The sequence below is a fragment of the Streptomyces sp. NPDC004134 genome (assembly GCF_042874195.1).
Classification (GTDB): domain Bacteria; phylum Actinomycetota; class Actinomycetes; order Streptomycetales; family Streptomycetaceae; genus Streptomyces.
On the sequence record NZ_JBIAMS010000001.1, the window covers coordinates 375,791 to 395,376 of the forward strand.

Here is a 19,586-nt window from a genome sequence, read left to right on the forward strand (position 1 = left end):
GGAGGTGCCGTCGTGGGGGCACATGCTCATGGGTCGTCGGCCGGTAGACAGGTGCACCCCCCTCCCGCCGGAGCTCGTGCCTTGTCTACTCGTCCGAGCCGGACCTGTCCAGGCCCGCTCTTCGCCACGTCCCCCCGCCGACGTGATCGTCGGGGGGACTGGCGGCTACCTCGTGCCGGCTACGCCGATCAGATGGCCCTCCGGGTCTGTGAAGTGGCCTACCACCAGGGTTCCCGGGGTGCCCTCCGGGCCCATGCGGCGGGTGCCGCCCAGGGTCTCGGCCTTCCGGAGTGCGGCCTCCACGTCCGGGACTCCTACGTAGAAGAGGACGCGGCCCGCGTAGCCCTCACCGCCGCCGACGCCGCCGTTGATCCCCCCGTCCGTCGTGCTGCCGTCCACGAAGCCGTAGTTGCCGGGCTGGGAGACCGACTCGGTGGCCGCGTCGCCCACTCCGAACTCCCACCCGAACAGCTCGCCGTAGTAGCTCCGGAGCTTCGCGGGGTCGCGTCCGATGACCTCGAAGTGCACCACGGGGTTTCCCATCGGATGTCCTTTCTGCGCTGATTGCCGGGTCGTCCATCATCGACCCGGGCCGGCGGCGAAAGTCATCGGTCAGGCGCGTTCCAGCAGCGTGGCGATCTCCGTGAAGCCGCGGTCGTTCGCGTGCCGGAGCGGCGTCACACCGTCCTTGTCGGCGATGGCGGGGTCCGCGTCGGCGGCGAGGAGGAGGGCGACGATCTCCTGGTGGTCCTTGCCGCCGTCGCCGAGGATCACCGCTTCGAGGAGCGCGGTCCAGCCGAGGTCGTTGACGTGGTCGACGTCCATGTCCGTGTGCTCGGTGATCCAGCGGACGTACGCGACGTGGCCGCGCTCCGAGGCCGGGATCAGCGACGTGCCGCCGAAGCGGTTGGTGACCGTCAGGTCCGGGGTGCGGTCGCCGGACATGAGGAGGCGGGCCATCTCCGTGCTGCCGGTGACCCCGGTGACGAGCCAGGCGCTGTCGCTGCGGTCGTCCTGGGCGTCGGGGTCGGCGCCGGCGGCGACGAGGGGGCGGGCGGCGGCGACGTGGTCGCCGAGGGCGGCGAGGAGGAGCGGGGTGCGGCGGTGGCCGTCGCGGGCCTCCGGGCGCGCGCCGGCGTCGAGCGCGGCGCGTACCGCGCCGGCGTCGCCGCGCTCGGCGGCGTCGAGCAGGTCGCGGTCCCTCGCCGGGTCGCGGGGGGTGTCGCGGGGTGCGGGGCTGTCGGACACGGGGTCTCCCGGGGTGGTGGGGGCGGCGGGCGTCGAGGGAGCGGGGGACGATGCACCCGGCTTCGCTTCGCCGTCCCCCGCGCAGCCGGCGACCGCGACGAGGGCCGCGAGTACGGCGCCGGCCGCCGCCGCGCCGCCGCGGAGGCCGCGGCGGCGGGCGGACGGCACGGCTGCCGCGGCCCGGGGCGGGGGCAGGGACGAGGGCAGGAGCGGGGACGGGGGCAGGGGCGGGGACGGGGGCAGGGGCGGGGACGGGGGCAGGGACGGGGCCGACGCCCGGGCCGACGCGGCTCCTGCGTCGCGCCGGGCCGCACGCGCCCCCGGTGCCTGGGGCGCACGAGGCCGCGGATCGGGAGCCGCGCCTGACCGCCCGGGCGGGGGCGCCCCATCCCGCGGAGCCGCAGTCGGCCCACCCGGCGGACCCGTGGTCCCACCGCCCCGCGGCTCCCGCGTCGCGACGGGTTGCACGCGCCGGTGCAGAGGCGGGCGGCCGCGCATCAGCGGCCCAGTGCGGCGACGCCGGCTTCCGCGTACGCCTCGTCCTGGGCGCCGCTCGGCGCGCCGGCCACGCCGATGCCCGCGATCGGGGCGTCGTTCGCCTGCACCGGGGCGCCCCCGGCCAGGAACAGGGTGCCCGGGATGTCCTTCAGGTTCGGGGCGTCGTCCAGCCGCTCGACGAGGTCGGAGGTGGGGGCGTTCCAGGAGACGGCGGTGTACGCCTTGCGCTCCGCGGACTCGTACGACTGCGGCCCTGCGCCGTCGCCGCGGACGGTGACGATGGTGTTGCCGTTGCGGTCGACCACGGCGACCGTCACCCGCTGGCCGTCCTTCTCGGCCGCCTTCAGCGCCGCCTGCGCGGCCTCCAGCGCGGCGTCGTCGGTCAGGTGGCGGGTGGTGGCGAGGTCCTTGGCCGCGACACCGCCCTTGGCCGCTGCCGCGGCGGGAGCCGGTGCCGCCGCCGGCTCCGCCGTCGCGGTCGCGGCGGCGCCCAGGACACCGCCGCCTGCGACGGCCGCCGCGGCGGCACCGGTCAGGACTCGGGCGCGGATCGAGAGCTTCTTCATGGTGGGCGTTCCCTCCGGTACGTACGGTACGTGGACTTCCGTCGAGCCCGGCGGCCCGCGCCCTCCGGCCCGTACCGCCTGCTCCGTACCTCCACCCTCGGCCCGCCCCGCGCCCCCGCGGGTCGGCGGTGCGGCTGCCGTCGGGCGGCAGGTCGGGCGATACGGGGGTCAGCCGAACGGTTGATGCGGCGCGGTGCCCCCGCGCGGTACTAAACGAAGATGGACGTGCCCACCGACCCCCTCGGCCCGCTCCGGGCCGACCCCGACGCGGGGCGGCTGCGCGCGGTGCTCCACACCGCCTTCTTCCTGCTGCTCGCCGCCTCCCTCGCCCGGTACCTGCTGCGCCACCCCGGCAGCGGGCTCATCCCGTGGGTCGTGGGGCTGACGGCGGCGCTGGTCGCGGTGTACGTGATCGGGCGCGGCGGACTCGGGGGCCCCGGCGGGACCGGCGGAACCGCGGGGCGGGTGTGGCTCGGGGTGCTCGTGGGGGTGTGGGTGGTGCTCGTCGTGTGCGCGCCGAGCTTCGCCTGGAGCGGCGTCCCGCTCTTCTACGCCGCGCTGCGGATCCTGCCGACCCGCGCCGCGCTGTGGCTCATCGGGGCACTCACGGTGCTCGTGGTCGCCGCCCAGTTGCGTATCGCCAGGAACGACGGCGACCTGCCCATCCTCATCCTCGGCCCGCCCGCGGTCGCCGCCCTGGCCGCGGCGGTCTTCGTCTCCATGCAGCGGCAGTCCGCGCGGCAGCGCGCGCTGATCGACGACCTGGTGCGTACCCGCCGCGAACTCGCCGCCACCGAACGCCGCGAGGGCACCCTCGCCGAGCGGCAGCGGCTCGCCGCGGAGATCCACGACACCCTGGCGCAGGGGCTGTCCAGCCAGCGGATGCTCCTCCAGGCGGCGGAGCGTACGTGGCGGACGGATCCGGCCGCGGCGATGCGGCACGTCGAGGTCGCCGCCGCCGTCACCGACCGCAACCTCGCCGAGGCCCGCCGCTTCGTGTACGACCTGGCTCCCGCGGACCTCGCCGGGGGCGGCGGCCTCGCGGAGGCGCTGGCGCGGCTGGCGGAGCGGGAGAGCGGGGCGGGCGGGGGTCCGGAGGTGGTGTTCCGGCAGGACGGTACGCCGCCGGAGCTGCCGGAGCGTACGCAGGCGGCGCTGCTGCGGGTCGCGCAGGGGGCCGTCGCCAACGCCCGCGAGCACGCCGGCGCCGCGCACGTGGCGCTCACCCTCAGCGACCTCGGCGACCAGGTGGTGCTGGACGTCGCCGACGACGGCCGCGGCTTCGACCCGGAGACGGTCCCGGGCCCGGGGGCGGCGCGGGGGCACGGGCTGCCCGCGATGCGGGCGCGGCTGCGGCAGCTCGGCGGGGGGCTGACGGTGGAGTCGGCGCGGGGCGAGGGGACGGTGCTGTCGGCGGCGGTGCCGGCGGGTGGTGCCGTACGGGAAGCGAGGCAGGAGAGGGAAGGGACTTCGTCATGACCGTCCGCGTACTGCTCTGCGACGACCACGCCGTCGTCCGCGCCGGGCTGCTCGCGCTGCTGTCGAGCGCCCCGGACATCGACGTCGTCGGCGAGGCGGGCACGGGAGAGGAGGCGCTCGCGACGGCGGCGAAGCTGCGCCCGGACATCGTGCTGATGGACCTCCAGCTCGGCCCCGGCATGGACGGCGTGACGGCCACGCGCCGGATCGTCGCCGAACTCCCCGGCACCCGGGTGCTGGTGCTCACGACGTACGACACGGACGCGGACGTCACCCGCGCGGTAGGCGCGGGCGCGACGGGCTATCTGCTGAAGGCGGAGCGGCCGGAGGAGCTGTTCTCGGCGATCCACGCGGCGGCGGAGGGCCGCACGGTGCTGTCGCCGCCGGTCGCGGACCGCGTCATGGCCCAGCTCCGCACCCCGCGCCGGGCGCTGACGGACCGCGAGCGCGACATCCTGGCGCAGCTCGCCCGGGGCAGCTCGAACCGGGAGATCGCGCGGGCGCTGTTCATCAGCGAGGCGACGGTGAAGACCCACCTGGGCCGGATCTACGACAAGTTGGGGGTGGACTCGCGCGCGGCGGCGGTGGCGGTCGCGAACGAGCAGCGGCTGCTGGGCTGAGCACGGCGGCAGGGCGGGGGTAGGGCCTGGCCGCGCAGGGGCAGGGCGCCCGGGAGGCGCGACCCGGCGCGCAGGGCGGGGCTCACGGACCGGGAAACCCGCGCGTTCCCGCTCGTGCCCGCGTGCGGAGGACGGTCGGCCCGTGACCGGCCTCCCCGCCTGACCGCCGCCGGCGGCGGTCAGGCGGCACGGGGCGCGCCGACTCGCGGCGCGCGTGCGTACGGCCGGTTTCCCGCACCCCGCACCCCGCACCGCAGGCGCGTGGCGCGCGGCGCGTGGCGCCTCAGGAGATCGGGTCCGGGCCCGCCTGCGGCGTGGTCGGGCGGGAGGGCGGGTCGGCGGGCGTGGGGGCGAACAGCGGGGCCAGCACCTCCAAGTCCACCGCCTGCAGCGCCTCCGCCAGCGTGCTGCGGGGGCGGCGCGTGCCGGCCGTGCGCAGCACGCCCGTGAGCGGTCTGGCGTCCGCGACCGCCAGCGCCGCGGCGATCGCCTCCGCCGTGTCCCGTACCTCCGCGAACTGCGCCACCCGCCCCGTGCCGCCCCGCGGTGCCCGCTCAGGTCCGCCGGGCGCCGCCGCGCCGCCGCCGCCCGGCGACGCGTTCTGCGTCACGTCCCGTACGGTCGCCGCCACCGACGCCGCACCCGACGCGCGCCACGTGAACTCCGCCGTCCGCTCCCCGCCCCGGTACACCGCGATCCCCGCCGCGCCGTCCGCCGCGTACAGCGCGACCGCGGGCCAGCCCTCGCCCCGCGTCATCGCCGCCGCGGCGGCGAGCAGCGCGTCAGGCGACGGCGCCTCCCCCGCCGCCGTGCGGCCCCGCGGCCACCGGCCCGGCGCCCGCCCGGGCACGCGCACCGGCGGCCGGCCCGGCTGCGGGCGCTGCCGGGTGCGCAGTTGGGCGCAGGTGCGGGCGCCGCCGGTGGCGGTCAGGCGCAGCCGCAGGCCCGCCGCGTGGGCCGCCTTGGCGACCGCGGCCGGCGGCGCGGTGCAGACGACGATCCCGGCGTACGGGGCCGGCTCCGGCCCGGCGCCGGTGCCGGCGGGCCCGAAGGCCGCGCCCGGTCCTGGGGCGTTGTCCGGGCGGGGGCCGAACAGCGGGACGCGCCGGGCGAGTTGGGCCCGTACTTCCTGGCGGGAGAGGAGGAAGCGGCGCCGGATGGCCTCGGCGTCGTCGCCCGGATGGGCCCAGGGCACGCCGCGGGCGTCCGAGCCGACGGCGCGGAAGACCTCCAGCGCCTCGTCCCAGCGCCGGGCGCGGACGAGTGCGGCGGCGAGGCAGTTGCGGAAGCCGGCGGCCTCGGGGTCGCCCGGCTCGTAGTGCGCGGACAGCTCCAGCGCGCGTTCGACGGCCCAGGTGGTGGACGATCCCGGGGCGTCGGCGGGGTCGGAGCCGCCGGACGGTGCGCTTTGGGCCCGGCACGCGCCCAGCGACGCGGCCTCCAGGGGCAGGGCGTGCAGCAGTGACCCCGGCAGCGCCTCCTCCGCCGACTCCTCCGCGAAGACCATCAACTCCTCGACGTCCGCGCCCCCGACGATGGCGAGGTAGCGCAACGCCGCGACGTGCGCCCCGTGGTGGCCGGGCGCGCGGACGACCGCCTCGGCGAACCGGGAGACGAACGCCTCCCGCGGCGCCCGTACGGCGGTGGCGTGTTCGAGGGCGATGCGCCACGGCACGGGGTCGCCCGGCGCCTGGGCGGCGGCCAGCCGGACGAGGGGCAGGACGTCGCGCAGCACGGCGCGGGGGTCGGTGGCAGAGAGCCCGCCGGCGCCGTACGGGCCCCGCGACCGCCGCCCGCCGCCGGTACCGGCACCGGCCGCGCCATCGGATCCGGCGGCGCCGGCGGTTCCGGCAACTCCTGCGGTTCCGCCCTCTCCGGTACGGGGATCCCCGCCGCCCCCCGGCACCGGGCCCCCCGGTCCGGCGCCGGGGTCGGCCCCCGCGCCCGCGCCCGGCACTGCCCCCGTTCCCGGCCGGCCGTGCTCCGTTCCCGCACCCGCCCGTCCGTACCCGGGCCCCGCGCCCGGCACCCCGTACCACGGCCACGACTCCGCGTCGGCCACCCCGGCCCACGCGCCACCCGCCCCGTCAGCGTCCCCGGAACCGCCCCCGGCGCCGTCACCGCCCCCGGCACCAGACCCCGTGCCCGCCCAAGGGCCCTCCACCGGCCCCCCGCCACGCCGCCCGAACCGCCGTCTGCGCGGCCCGTACCGCTCCACCCGCCACGCCCGCAGCAGCCGCTCCGCCTCGACCACCGCCGCGTCCCCGCACTCCGGGTCCCACTCCCGCCACCGCCGCAGCCACCCGTCGTCGTCGAGGGCCGCCGTCGCCAACTCCGCGACGTACGTGTCCCGCCGCTCCCACTCCGCCGCCCGCCCGGCACCGGCGAGGAGTTCGCGGGCCGGGCGGAAGTCGCCCGCCTCGGCGGCGGGAAGGACCGCACGGACGCGGTGTCCCGGGGCATCCAGCAGGACGTCTTCGTCGAGGGGCAAGTCGGCGCCGACCCAGGAGTAGTGGCGCACCACGCGCGGGAACGTCACAAGGGGCCGGAGGAAGTGCATGGCACTGCATTCAAGGCCATACGAACCCCCGCGTTCCAGACTCCTACGGTGACGATCCGATATCCGAAGCGGAGTCCGGTCCATGCAGTCACAGAATGGTTTCAGCAGGAGGGACGGGCGGGGGCAAATCCGTTCTCACCGGTCACCCGGTCGGCGTCCGGGTGTGGCGTGACCGCCGCCACACCCGGTTCGTTGAACCGGACGCGGCGACCGGATGCAGGGGACAGCTTCCCGGTCCCGGCAGGGACGCGGCCGGCTCCGGGGACGCCCGGACCGGCCGCCCCCGCGCCCGCCCCGGGCACCGCCGCCGGGGGGGTACGCACCGCCCGCGCCCGCGCCGCGCGACGACTCCGTACGCACACCCGCCTCAGCGGAACCGCAGCGCCTTCAGCGCCCGCAGCCCGCGGCTCATGAAGGCCGCGTAGCTCTTGTCGTCGTCGTACCGCAGCGGCCCCAGCGCGAACGGCGCCAGCGGTACCACCCGCTGCTGCGCCACCGTCTGCGACTCCGTGTACTTCAGGATCCCCTCCGAGCCGTGCCGCCGGCCGACCCCGGAGTCCTTCATCCCGCCCATCGGGGCCTGCACGCTGCCGTACGCGGCGCCGTACGCCTCGTTGACGTTCACCGTGCCCGACTGGATCCTGGCCGCGATCCGGCCGCCTCTGCGGCCGTCCTTCGTCCACACGCTCGCGTTCAGCCCGTACGGCGTCGCGTTGGCGCGCGCGACGGCGTCGTCCTCGTCGCGGAAGCGGTAGACCGAGACGACGGGCCCGAAGGTCTCCTCGTCGCAGACGGTCATGCCGGGCTCGACGCCGTCGAGGATCGTCGGCTCGTAGAAGTACGGGCCCACATCGGGCCGCGCCCGCCCGCCGGCCAGCACCTCGGCGCCCTTGCCGACCGCCTCGTCCACGTGCCGGGTGACGGTCTCCAACTGCTGCCCGCTGACCAGCGAGCCCATGTCGGCGCCGTAGCCGAGGGTGTTGCCCAGCCGCAGGGCCTTGGTCCTGGCGACGAAGCGGGCGAGGAAGGCGTCGGCGACCGACTCGTGCACGTACAGCCGCTCGACGGAGATGCACAACTGCCCCGCCGACGCGAACGCCGCGCGCACCGCGCCCTCCGCCGCCTTCTCCACGTCGGCGTCGGCGAGCACCAGCATGGGGTTCTTGCCACCCAGTTCCAGCGAGGCACCGACGAGCCGGGCCGCGGCGCCCTGGGCGACCTCGCGCCCGGTGCGGGTGGAGCCGGTGAAGGAGACGTAGTCGGCGTGCCGGACGATCTCCGGGCCGACGACGGGGCCGGGGCCGATCGCGACCTGCCACACCTCCTCCGGCAGCCCGGCCTCGACCAGCTTCCGGCGCGCCCACAGGGCGGTCAGCGGGGTCTTGGAGTCGGGCTTCATGACGAGCGCGTTGCCCGCGACGAGGGCGGGCAGGGCGTCGCCGACGGAGAGTTCGAGCGGGTAGTTCCAGGGCGCGATCTGGCCGACGACGCCGCGCGGGTGGCGCAGTTCGGTGACCTTGGTCAGCGTCGGCAGCGCGCCGGTGCGGCGCTTGGGGCCGAGGTAGGCGGGGGCCTTGCGGCCGTAGTGGCGGGCGGCCAGCGTGACGGACTGCACCTCCTCGTACGCGTGCAGCCGCGCCTTGCCCGTCTCCAACTGCACGAGGTCCAGGACCTCGTCCTGGTCGCGCAGCAGCAGGTCGTGGAAGCGCAGCAGCACGGCGGCCCGCTCGCGTACGGGCCTGGCCGCCCAGGCGCGCTGCGCGGCGCGGGCCCGCTCGAACGCGGCCTCCACGTCCGCGGGCCCCGCCTCCGGCACCTCGGCCAGCACCTCGCCGGTCAGCGGCGAGCGGACGGCGACGGTGCCGGCGCCGGCGCCGACCACGCCGCGGGTCAGGCGCTCGACGAGCGCGGGCGTGACGAACTCGGCGGCCACGGCGCCGGCGGTGCGGGCGCCGTCGGAAGCGGAAGCGGTGGGGTTGCCTACGGCGGTCTCCGTCATAAGGCCGAGGGTAGGACTCCTGCGGCGCCTTTGGATACCTGCCGGTAACCGAATTCCGCCAGCGATTGCTGGCTCATACGTTCGGCGCCCTGCCGGGGCCGGGACACGGCCGGCGCCCCGGCACCCCGGGGGCGTACCGACGGCCGCCCCCGCCCCCGTCACATGTCCTGGATGTCGAGCGAGTCGACGACCTCCTCGAAGACCCGCTCACCGTCGCGCTTCCCCTCGCCCGCGGCCGGCATCTGCACGGTCAGGTGCCAGCCGATACTGTCGTCGTTGACGTAGAAGAACTCCCGGCTGCGCATCTTGGTCTCGGTCTCGTACCCCTCGTCGCGGGTCCACGTCGTGACCATCTCGGCGGCGTCCTCGCCCCGGTACTCGAACTCCTTGATGGCCCCGTCCACATCGGAGCTGAGTTCTGTGCACTGGATGTCGTCGCCCTTGTCGCACGCCAGGGTCTGGTTGGCCTCGCTCAGCGCGCTGTCCTCGTTGCCGGAGGAGCGGGTGAGCCACAGGCTGGGCATGCCGCCCGGGTCGGTGAACGTGACCGTGCCCTCGTCGACGCTGCGCTTGTAGTCCTCGGGCACCGCCAGCGACGCCTTGAGCTGTTCCGTCTCGTCGTACGTCTTCCAGCCCTCCGGCGCGTCGTCGCCACCGCCGAACGGGTTGGCCAGCGTCACCACCAGCGCCGCGACGACGGCTATCGCCCCGCCCAGCACGGCGAGTCTCCCGCCACGCCCCTTCGGCAGCGCCGCCGCCAGCTTCCCGCCGCGACCGCCACCCGTGCCGTCCTCGCCGCCCCCGGCCACCGGGGCGATCATCGTCGGCGCGGGCACCGGCCGGGCCACCGCCTCCAACTGCCGGCGCACCTCGTCCGGCGCCGGCCGCGCCGCCGGGTCCTTGCGCAGCAACTGCATCACGACCGTGCCCAGCGCCCCGGACCCGCGCGCGGGCGCCGCCGGTTCGGCGGAGAGCACGGCCTGCAGCGTCGCCGGCGCGGTCTGCCTGCGGTACGGGGACATGCCCTCCACCGCCGCGTACATCACCACGCCCAGCGACCACAGGTCCGACTCGGGACCCGGCCGCTGGCCCAGCACCCGCTCCGGCGCGATGTACTCCGGCGACCCGACGAACGCGCCGGTCTCCGTCAGCCCCTGCTCCCCCTCGATCTGCGCGATGCCGAAGTCGGTGAGCACGACGCGGTCGTGCCGGCCGAGCAGCACGTTGTCGGGCTTGACGTCGCGGTGCAGGATCCCCGCCTCGTGCGCGGCGGTCAGCGCGCCGAGCACGGCGCCGCCGATGCGCGCCACCTCGCGCGGGTCGAGCGTGCCCTCGGTGAGCTGGTCGCCGAGGGAGCGGCCGCGGACCAGCTCCATCACGATCCAGGGCCTGCCGTCCTCCATCACCACGTCGTGCACGGTGACGACGGAGGGGTGGTCGATCCGGGCGGCGGCGCGGGCCTCGCGCTGCATCCGCTCGTACGCCGTCTGCCGCGTCCGCTCGTCGAGATCGGCGGGCAGCCGGGGCTCCTTCACTGCGACATCGCGGTCGACGACCTCGTCGTGGGCCCGCCAGACGGTGCCCATGCCGCCGACGCCGAGGCGGGCGGCGAGGCGGTAGCGCCCGCCGATCAGCCGGCCCACCGCGGGATCGCCGACGACCTGCGTGGCCGCGGGCCCCTGCGCGCTGCCTTCGGCGTTCTGCTGCGGTGGCCGCAGGCCGTAGCTCGTGGGCTCGTCCCCCACCTTGTCCCCCTCGTCCGTCATGGCACCATCAATAGCGCACTACCGCGCGGTCGTTCCCCCGGATATCAGCTCTGTAGAAAACGTGCGACATCGGCGGCCTCCGCCGTGACATCCGCCGCAACCCGGTCGGGGCCCTCGGCGAACATGCTGACCTGCACGTTCCCCTTCCGCGGGCGGGTCCATGTGCCGGCCGCGCGGCCATTCACGGTAACAGCGGCGCGAATCTGGCCGCCGCCGGGGCGGACGGCGCGGACGAAGTCACGGGGAATGGCGGCGTCACGGTCGCGCCAGCCGAGCCAGTAGTCGTCGTACGCGGGGAGGAGGCGCACGTCGGGGGACGGACCCGGCCCGTCCGTTCCCGGCGGGTCTGCGCCCGGCGAGTCCGTGTGCCGCTCGTCTGCGTCCTGCTCGTCCCTGCGCCGCTCGTCTGCGTGCTGCCCGTACGGCGCCGGCTCCGGCCATACGCGGCGGGCCGTGCCCTGCGGCAGGCCGGACCAGGCGGCGAAGTCGCCCGGGGCGGCGGGTCCGTGGCCGCGGAGGTAGCGCCGCACCAGCTCGCGCACCGCGGCGTCGCCGGCCGGCTGCGGTCCTGCCGGGGGCGGCAGCCAGTCGCGCAGCGCGACGTACGTTGGCTCCCCCGCCCGCAGCGGCCCGTGGCAGACCAGCCCCGCGAGCGCCGCCCTGCGGATCACGTGGAACGGCGCCTGCCCGTCGGGCCCGACGCCGACGCGCGCCAGCCGCCCGGCCAACTCGGCGCGGGTCAGCGGCCCGTGCGCCGCGACCGCCTCCACGACGACGCGCTCCGCGCGCTCGTACACGCCCTCGTCCAGGCCGAGGTCGCGGTAGCGCCGGGCGGCGGCGGAGACGAGGCGGGGGCCGTAGAGGGCGAGCAGCCAGTGCACGTCCGCCGCGGGTACGAGATGCAGCGTGCCGCGCATGAACCACCCGCGGACCAGGGTCCGCCGCTCCTCCAGCGCCTCGCGCACGGCGGTGCGCGTGAGCCCGTACGCGCGCGCCCGCAGCCCGAGCGCCGCGGCCTCCAGGTCCTGCGCCTGCACGGCGAAGACACGCGCCGCGACCTCTTCGGCGCCGGCGCACCGCACGCCCCCGGCGACGCACTGCGCCCGCGCCCGCGCGAGGAGCACGGCGGAGTCCGTCACCGCGCCGCCTTCCGTCACCGCTCCGCCCACCGTCCCCGTACCGCATACGCCACCGCGCCCGCCGCCAGCACCCCCGCACCCGCGGCCACCGACACCGGCGGCAGCGAGAACGCCAGCACCACGCACCCCGCAAGACCCACCGCCGGCACCGCGCGCGGCGGGCGGCCCTCCTCCGGGGCGAGCGTCCACGCCGAGGCGTTGGCCACGGCGTAGTACAGCAGCACCCCGAACGACGAGAACCCGATCGCCCCGCGCACGTCCACTGTCGCAGCCACCACTGACACCACCGCGCCGACCGCCAGCTCCGCCCGGTGCGGCACCCGGAACCGCTCGTGCACCGCCGCGAGACCGTGCGGCAGATGGCGGTCCCTTGCCATCGCCAGCGTCGTACGGGAGATCCCGAGGATCAGCGCCAGCAGCGACCCCAGCGCCGCCACCGCCGCCCCGACCCGCACCACCGGCTCCAGCCACCCCGCGCCCGCCGCCGACGCCGCGTCCGACAGCGGCGCCGTCGCGTGCGCGAGACCGCCGGCGCCGAGGACGGCGAGGACGGCCACCGCCACCGCCGCGTACGCGACGAGCGTGATGCCCAGCGCCACCGGCACCGCGCGCGGGATGGTGCGCTCCGGGTCGCGCACCTCCTCGCCGAGCGTGGCGATGCGCGCGTACCCGGCGAACGCGAAGAACAGCAGCCCCGCCGCCTCCAGCACCCCCCACACCGAGGTGTCGCCGCCAGGCCGCAGCCGGTCCGCCTCGGCGGCACCGCTGGTCAGCACCGCCACGACGACGGCGGCCAGCACCGCGAGCACGGCCGCGACGATCACCCGGGTGAGGAGCGCGGACTTCTGCACTCCGCGGTAGTTGACGGCCGTCAGCGCCACGACGGCGGCCACCGCGACGACGTGCTTCTGCTCCGGCCAGGCGTACGCCCCGACCGTCAGCGCCATCGCCGCGCAGGACGCGGTCTTGCCGACGACGAACGCCCAGCCCGCGAGGTAGCCCCAGAAGGGGCCGAGGCGCTCGCGGCCGTAGACGTAGGTGCCGCCGGAGGCGGGGTAGCGGGCGGCGAGACGGGCGGACGAGGTGGCGTTGCAGTACGCGACGACGGCGGCGGCGCCGAGCCCGATGAGCAGCCCGGAGCCGGCGGCGCGGGCGGCGGGCGCGAGGGCGGCGAAGATCCCGGCGCCGAGCATGGCACCGAGGCCGACGAGCACGGCGTCGCCGACGCCGAGACGGCGGACGAGAGGGGTGGCCTGGTCGGACATGGGCGGGAGGGTATCGGAGGGAGGTGACGGGAAGGGGGCGCGCGGGATCACGCGGGGGGCGTGTGGCGCGTACGGGACGGAAGGGGCGGGCCCGGCCACGGAACCCGCCGCCTCGTCACCCCGTGGGCTGGTAGCTCTCCGCCGCGATCCGGTGGAACCGCTCCACCTCGTCGTTCTTGCCGTCCGGGCCGATCATCAGCACCACGTGGTAGCTGTCGTCCCAGATCATCGCCAGGTTGCGCGCGTGCACCTGCCGCCCGCTGCCGTCCGTCCAGTCGAACTCGCCCTCGGCCATGACCCGCTGACCGACCTCGATCCGCCGCAGCCCGTCGGCCTGCGCCCACGCGGAGTCGCGGTACTCGTCCAGCTCCGGCTCGCTCTGCTGCTGGTACGCCATCGGGTCGCTGCCGAACTCGCCGACGCCGTCGCGGCCCGGGACGACGAGGAGTTCGTACTCCCCGCCGACGTAGCTGACCTGGCCGTCGCTGCCGGCGGTGCGCTGCCAGCCGTCGCGGACGGCGACCTCGAAGCCCGCCGGGTCCTCGCGGAGCACGAAGCCGTCGGGCAGTTCCGAACCCGCGCCGCTGCCCTGCCCGCCGTCCTTCGGCTTGTCGGGGTCGTCCTTGGGCTCCTTCGGCTCCCCGCGCTCCCCGGCCTCGTTCGTGTCGCCGGAGTCCGCGGACGGTGCCGCCGACTCGCCGGGACCGTCCTCGCGGCCGGCGCCGACGGCGCTGCGCTGGTCGCGGCCCGCCTCGTCGGCCCCCGGCATGAACATCGCCGCGTACGCGATGGCGCCCGCCATGGCGACGAAGATCAGCGCGATGAGCGTACGGCCGAGGCTGCGCGGCCCGCGCGGGCCGCGCCGCGCCCGGCGCTTGTGCCGCCGCCGCACCGGCACCGGCGACTTGTTCGCGCGCCGCCTGCGCATCAACTCGCCGCGCCTGCGCAGTATCGGCAGCCGCCGGGGATCGCCGCCGCGGCCGGTGCCGTGCTGCGGCACGGTGACCGTGCGGCTGCCGATGCCGGGCTCGGGCGCGGTCCTGATCAGGGACCGCAGCCAGCCGCGCAGCTCCTCGAAGTCCGGCCGCTCCGTGGGGTCCTGGCGCAGCAGCGACTCCACGACGGGGCGCAGGGCCCCGCACTCCTCCGCGTGCGCGGGGGGCTCGGAGCAGACGAGCTGCACCAGCTCGGCGACGTCCTCCTCGGGGTACGCGGAGTGCCCCTGGACGGCGCGGAAGAGCAGCGCACCGAGCGCCCACAGGTCGGCGGCGGGGCCGACGGGGGGCGCGAGCTGCCAGTGCTCGTGGATGGGCCCGGCCTGCTCGGGCGCCCAGCGCTCGGTGACGGCGCCGACGACCTGCATCCGCGTCTGCCGCGCGCGCTCGGCGGCGAGCCGGGTGCTGGGCCCGGGGTAGCGGGCGGCCCCGCCGGTCTCGGGACCCGGCAGCTCGTCGCGCCCCGCGGGCACGGCCTGCGCGCCGACGGGCACGGCGATGGACGCCCCGGGCCGCACCCCGGGCAGGCTGCCGCCGTAGGAGGCGCCGCCGGGGAGGGGGTCGGGAAGGGACTGCCGCTCGGGCTCGGCGAACTCGGCGGGCCTGGCACCGGGGTTGCCGTAGGCACCGGGACCGCGCCCGGCGGGCTGCCCGCCGGGGTACGGCCCGGGGGCACCGGGCGGACGAGAGCGGTCGGCGGACGGATAGCCGCCCTGGCCACCGGCACCGCCGGACGCGGGCCCCTGCCCGGGCGCACGCGACGCACCGGGCCCACCGGGACCGCCGTGGGCACCGGGCTGCCCGCCGGGGTACACCCCGGGGGCACCGGGCGGGCCAGTGCGGTCGGCGGACGGATAGCCGCCCTGGCCGACGCCCCCGGTCGCGGGGCCCTGGCCGGGCCCGCGGGACCCGCCGGGGCCTCCGGATACGGGAGACCCACCGCCGGGGCCTCCGGAAACACCGGTGCCGCCGTGGGCGCCGGGACCGCCCGCGCCCCCGGGCGCACCGCCGGGACCGCCGTGGGCGCCGGGTGCACCCGCACCTCGGTACGGACCGGGCCCACCGCCGGCGGGCGCACCGCCGGGTGCGCCGCTGCCGCCGGGCGGCGCCGCAGCTCCGGGCGGGCCCGTATCACCGGGCGCACGACCGGCCCCGGGGGCGCCGCCTGCGCCGGGCGCTCCGGGCGTAACGGGGCCGCCCGCGTGCGGCGCCGGGGCGCCGGGGGCCGCTCCCGTGGTCCGGTACCGGCCGCCGGGGGCGGCCGTCTGCGTGCCGTAGGGGTCCGCGGTTCCGTACTCGTCGTAGCCGTCTTCGCCCGCGTCGTGCGGCAGGTCGTCCCAGGGGGCGCCGCTATCCGGTGAACCGGCGGCCTGCGAAACGGGGTTGGCGGCGCCGCCCTGCGCGGGCCGGCCGCCGCCGATGTCGATACGGTCGCTGTACGCCGGTCCTGTACCCGCGCCCGGAGGCCGGCCGGCCTCGGGCGTACGCGCGGCCTGCCCCGGCACCACCGGGCGTCTCGCACCGCCGGCACCACCGGCGATCTGCGCCTCGGCGGCCCGCGTACCGGCCTGGTACGCGGCCATCACCCCGGCCCGCGCCGCGGGCACCTCGTCCCCGCGCGGCTGCCCTCCGGACACCGCGCCGGGCACCGCGCCCCCGGGCCGACCGCCCTGCGTCCCACCCGCATACGGCTGTTGGGCCGGACCACCGCCCGGCACCCCGGGTCCCTGCCCACGGGCCCCGGGAAGACCACCACCCGACTGCCCGCCCGGGTAAGGCCGTTGGGCCGGGCCTCCGCCCGGGACCCCGGGCCCCTGCCCGTGCGCACCAGCGGCACCGCCGCCCGGCTGCGCACCGCTCCCGTGCGACTGCTGAGCCGGTCCGCCGCCCGGCACCCCGGGCCTCTGCCCGGGGACCCCGGCGGCACCGCCGCCTGGCCGACCGCCCTGCGCCGCACCGCCCTGCGGGCCGCCCGCAGGCGGCCGCTGGGGCGTACCGCCCTGCTGCCACGCGCCGAACGGCCAGCCCTCCGCGGCGTCTTCGCCCGCACCCGCTCCGGTGCCCGGGCCGCCCTGCGCGCCCCAGCCCGGGTCGCGGCCTCCGCGGCCCTCGGTGCCTCCACGGCCTTCGCCGCCCCGCGGCTCGCCCTCCGCCGCCTCCGGCCCGCCGCCCGCCCCGTACGGAGCCGAGCGCCACACCTCGTCGTCCTCGTCGTACGGCGGTGTGCCGTACGGGCCCGCGCCGCCGCGCGCCTCCGCGCCGTCGCCGTACGGGCCGCCGCGGTCGTCCCACCCCGGCGGTAAGACACCGCCCTCCGGCTGACCGGCCACTCCCCGCGGAGCGCCGGGAGAGCCCTGCGCCGGCAGGAACCCCGTTGCCGGGTCCGGGAGTTGCGGCAGGCCCGGTGCGTCGCCCGGCCCCGGCCCCTGCTCCGGTCCCGCCCCCGGGTCCGCGGTGACGCCGGGGCGGGGCCCCGGGCTGCCCGACGGGCGCGGGGGTTCGCCGCGGCCCGGCGGCGGGGGCAGCGGATCGTAGCCGCACAGCGCCTCTTCCGCCGCGCCCGACGCCAGGCCCGTCAGGACCACCCGGCCGTCGTCGCAGACGAGCACCGTGCGCGTCGTGATGTTCCGGTGCGTCCAGCCGTGCGCGTGCAGCGCGCGCAGCGCCGTGAGGATGTCCGCCGCGACCTCCGCCCCGCGGTACGGGCTCAACGGCCGCTCCTCCAGCAGCCCTTCGAGCGTCCGCGCGGGCACCAGCTCGCTGACGATCCAGAGACTGCCGCCCTCCTCGAAGACGTCGAAGACCTGGGCCAGCCGCGGGTGGTCCGGTATTGCCGCCGCCGCGCGGGCCGCGTCCATCGCGCGCTGCACCACCGCGCTCGCCGCGCTCCGGCCCGCCCCGCCCCCGTACCCGGAGGGATCCGCGCCGCCGCCGTCCTCTATCAGCTCGGCCTCGACGATCTCCGGCAGCGGCACCTGTCCGATGAGGACGTCCTGCCCGCTGTACGTGTCGAAGGCGCGCGTGTGGATGGGTTCGGCGTCGACGGCAGCCGGTAGCCGGTAACGGTCGGCGAGCACTCGGCCCGCGTAGTCGTCCACGAACGCCTCCCCACAACCGCGCAATGAGCCTGAGACCGGGCCAAATGCGGTCGGTATTCAGCCTGGTCCGGATGCGTACGGTCCGCGAGACATCACGATACGTGCTCGACGGGTGGTCTGTGCCCCGCTCGCGCGGGTTAGTCGACCGGCTTGAAGGATTCGAACGCCGTGTCGCGCAGCTCGCGGCACTCCGCGCCGTCCCACTCGCTCTCCGGACAACTGATCATTATCGCGTAGCCGTGGGTGTCGTCCACGGCGAATCCGCGGTCCAGGACCCTGATCCGCTGGCCGTCCTGTACCCGGCTGAACTGCCAGTCCGCGACCGTGGGATACCCGCGCCACCCGATTTCCTTCATCGAGATCTTGCGGTAGCCGGAGCTGGAGGAACTCACGTCGCCCTCTATTCCCTGCCAGTTCGACAGCGCGCCGCCCTCGGTGTTGTTCGGCTGGGACGTGAAATCGATCTGTACGCGCGGGAAAGAGGACGATCCGCTGAAGATCGCGCCGCCGCCGCCCGGCGACGTGCTGGTGCGCTTCCAGCCGTCGGGGAGGGCCACGGAGAACTTGAACTCGGGCTCCGTGAGCGTCGCATAGCCGTCGGGTGCGCCCGCGGAGTCCTTCCCGGAGCCGGAACCGGAGCCGGAGTCGTCGTCGCCCTCGTCCTCGTTCTTCCCGGAACCCGGACCCGAGGAGTCGTCGTCCTCGTCGCCCGCGGCGGCGCCGTCGTCGTCCTGCTGGCGCTTGTCCTCCTGGGCGTCGTTCTTGCCTGCGCCGCCCCGGTCCTCGTCCTGCTTCGCCTCCTTGCCGTCCTGGGTGCCCGCGCCCGCGCTCTGCCCGCCGTCGTTGCCGGACGTGCCCGAGCCGGAGTCGTCGCCGCCCAGCGCCACGGCGAGCACCGTGCCGAGGATCGCGAGCGCCACCACCGCGGCGATGACCGCAAGCGTGCGCCGGGGCAGCGCCGCCACCCGCGCCGCGAGGTCACCGGCGCCCGCCCGCGCCCGGGCCGCCGGCGGTGCCGCGCCCGTGACCGTCGTACGGGCGGCGGGGCCCTCGGCACCGTACGCACCGGCGCCCTGGCCTGCGGCCCCGGCCGGCCCAGAACCGGCGGCGCCCGCGCCCGAAGTCCCGGCGGCGGCCGCACCGGACGGCGGCGCCGCGGGCCTCTCGGGCGTACGGGGCCGGGCGTCGGGGCGCGGCGGCAGGGCCGGCACACCGGCCGGCGCCGCCGCCTCCGCCGCGGAGGCGGCGGAATCCGCACCGGCAGCGGCGGCACCGGCGCCCGACGCGCCCGCGCCCGCGGCCGTACCGGCACGTCCCGTACTCCTGCCGCCCTGCGCCCCCGAAGTCTGTCTGCGCCCCGCCTTCTTCCGCTCCGCCTTCCGCCGCGCCGGCGCCTGCGCGCCCTGCCCCGCGTCCGGCACCACCGGCAGCGGCACCATCTTCGTCGGCGCCGTCGCCGAGGGCTCGCCCGGCGCGTCCTCCGGGGCGTCGACGACGGCGCGCAGCAGCGCCCGCGCGCCCGCGTCGTCGAGCCGCTCGTCGGGATCCTTGCGCAGCAGCCCGTAGATGGCGTCTTCGAGCGGACCGGCGTTCTTGGGCGGGTCGATGGGCTTCGTCATCACCGCGGTCAGGGTGGCGATGGCCGACCCCAGGTCGTACGGAGGATGCCCCTCAACCGCCGCGTACAGCAGCCCGCCGAGCGACCACAGGTCGGCCGGGGGGCCCGGCTTCTGCCCGCGGGCGCGCTCGGGCGAGATGTACGACGGGGCGCCGACGAGCATGCCCGTCGTCGTGATGGACGGGTCGCCCTCGACCTGCGCGATGCCGAAGTCGCTGAGCACGACGCGGCCGTCGTCGGAGATGAGCACGTTCGACGGCTTCACGTCGCGGTGCAGGATGCCCTCGCGGTGGGCCGAGCGCAGCACGTCGAGCACGGCGAGGCCGACCTCGGCGGCGCGCCGCGGGGTCAGCGGGCCGTCGTCGCGGGTGAGGTCGGAGAGCGAGCGGCCCTCGATGAGCTCCATGACGATCCACGGGCGGTCGTCCTCGTCCACCACGTCGTAGACCGTGACCGCGCCGGTGTTCCTGATGCGCGCGATCGCCTTCGCCTCGCGGAGCGTTCGCGTGACGAGGCGGCGCTTCTCGTCCTCGTCCACACTGGTGGGCAGCCGCAGCTCCTTGACCGCCACCGAACGGCCCAGCACTTCGTCCGTGGCACGCCAGACGGTGCCCATGCCACCGCGGCCGAGCACCTCCCCGAGCCGATAGCGGCCGGCCAGCAGCCGACCCGTCGCGCCGTCCCCTTCGCGCCCCATCGATCCCCTCAGCGATTCACCCCGGCAGGACCTCCATT

12 protein-coding genes are annotated in these 19,586 nt (G+C 77.1%); 2 read left to right on the forward strand and 10 right to left on the reverse strand.

Annotated features, from left to right (window positions below; genetic code table 11):
* Positions 1-165: 165 nt before the first annotated feature.
* The 3 genes from ACFYVJ_RS01655 to ACFYVJ_RS01665 all read right to left on the reverse strand — a co-directional run bounded on the left by ACFYVJ_RS01655 (position 166) and on the right by ACFYVJ_RS01665 (position 2,312).
* Positions 166-543, reverse strand: coding sequence for a VOC family protein (locus ACFYVJ_RS01655; protein ID WP_388885433.1), 378 nt, complete (start codon positions 541-543; stop codon positions 166-168).
* Between the two features lie 69 nt (positions 544-612).
* Entirely contained in the window at positions 613-1,248 is a 636-nt protein-coding gene (locus ACFYVJ_RS01660; RefSeq protein WP_388885436.1) for an ankyrin repeat domain-containing protein, read from the reverse strand.
* Between the two features lie 497 nt (positions 1,249-1,745).
* Complete coding sequence (locus ACFYVJ_RS01665) at positions 1,746-2,312, reverse strand: heme-binding protein (RefSeq protein WP_388885439.1); 567 nt, start codon at positions 2,310-2,312, stop codon at positions 1,746-1,748.
* 219 nt (positions 2,313-2,531) lie between these two features.
* On the opposite strand from ACFYVJ_RS01665, the gene ACFYVJ_RS01670 reads away from it, so the two are divergent.
* Entirely contained in the window at positions 2,532-3,791 is a 1,260-nt protein-coding gene (locus tag ACFYVJ_RS01670; protein WP_388885442.1) for a sensor histidine kinase, read from the forward strand.
* Positions 3,788-4,411, forward strand: a complete 624-nt coding sequence (locus ACFYVJ_RS01675) for a response regulator (protein WP_388885445.1) — start codon at positions 3,788-3,790, stop codon at positions 4,409-4,411. The genes ACFYVJ_RS01670 and ACFYVJ_RS01675 overlap by 4 nt, the downstream gene beginning before the upstream one ends.
* Before the next feature lie 283 nt (positions 4,412-4,694).
* On the opposite strand, the gene ACFYVJ_RS01680 is transcribed toward ACFYVJ_RS01675, so the two are convergent.
* The 7 genes from ACFYVJ_RS01680 to ACFYVJ_RS01710 all read right to left on the reverse strand — a co-directional run bounded on the left by ACFYVJ_RS01680 (position 4,695) and on the right by ACFYVJ_RS01710 (position 19,548).
* Positions 4,695-6,971 carry a hypothetical protein gene (locus ACFYVJ_RS01680; protein WP_388885448.1) on the reverse strand — a complete coding sequence of 759 codons (2,277 nt, stop codon included), beginning with the start codon at positions 6,969-6,971 and terminating at the stop codon, positions 4,695-4,697.
* 367 nt (positions 6,972-7,338) lie between these two features.
* On the reverse strand, positions 7,339-8,970 hold the full coding sequence (locus tag ACFYVJ_RS01685) for a succinic semialdehyde dehydrogenase (protein ID WP_388885451.1): 1,632 nt from the start codon (positions 8,968-8,970) through the stop codon (positions 7,339-7,341).
* Between the two features lie 158 nt (positions 8,971-9,128).
* A complete protein-coding gene (locus tag ACFYVJ_RS01690) occupies positions 9,129-10,736 on the reverse strand; it encodes a serine/threonine-protein kinase (protein WP_388885454.1) in 1,608 nt (535 codons plus the stop codon).
* Positions 10,737-10,780: 44 nt separating this feature from the next.
* Positions 10,781-11,875: a winged helix DNA-binding domain-containing protein gene (locus ACFYVJ_RS01695; protein WP_388885457.1), complete on the reverse strand. Its 1,095-nt coding sequence runs from the start codon at positions 11,873-11,875 to the stop codon at positions 10,781-10,783.
* 14 nt (positions 11,876-11,889) lie between these two features.
* The gene (locus ACFYVJ_RS01700) at positions 11,890-13,140 is read right to left on the reverse strand and encodes an APC family permease (RefSeq protein ID WP_388885460.1); all 1,251 of its coding nucleotides are present in this window, start codon (positions 13,138-13,140) and stop codon (positions 11,890-11,892) included.
* 115 nt (positions 13,141-13,255) lie between these two features.
* A complete protein-coding gene (locus tag ACFYVJ_RS01705; RefSeq protein WP_388885463.1) occupies positions 13,256-17,233 on the reverse strand; it encodes a protein kinase in 3,978 nt (1,325 codons plus the stop codon).
* A 137-nt stretch (positions 17,234-17,370) separates the two neighbouring features.
* Positions 17,371-19,548, reverse strand: coding sequence for a serine/threonine-protein kinase (locus ACFYVJ_RS01710; protein WP_388885466.1), 2,178 nt, complete (start codon positions 19,546-19,548; stop codon positions 17,371-17,373).
* Between the last annotated feature and the right edge of the window lie 38 nt (positions 19,549-19,586).